This is a genomic window from Bacillus cereus group sp. BfR-BA-01310 (assembly GCF_022664325.1).
In the GTDB taxonomy this organism is placed as follows: Bacteria; Bacillota; Bacilli; order Bacillales; family Bacillaceae_G; genus Bacillus_A; species Bacillus_A paramycoides.
This window is the reverse complement of record NZ_JAKUHD010000131.1, coordinates 1-206: the sequence shown is the minus strand read 5'-3', so window position 1 is coordinate 206 and position 206 is coordinate 1. Positions and strand designations below refer to the sequence as shown.

Below are 206 nucleotides of genomic sequence, written 5' to 3'. Positions count from 1 at the left end.
TTGTCAGATGGAACAACCTATAAAAATCCAAAGTTTTTTCGATCATTAGAAGAGAAGTTGGCAAAAGCACAGCGTGTTCTTTCTAGAAGAATGAAAGGTTCTTCTCGCTGGAATAAACAACGAGTAAAGGTAGCTCGAATTCATGAATACATGACAAATGCTAGAAAAGATTACTTGGATAAAATCTCGACTGAAATCATCAAAAA

At 34.5% G+C, this 206-nt stretch carries 1 protein-coding gene; it reads left to right on the top strand.

From position 1 onward, the window contains the following. A partial coding sequence (locus tag MR109_RS29995; RefSeq protein ID WP_242274879.1) for a transposase occupies positions 1–206 on the top strand: 206 nt, incomplete at both ends.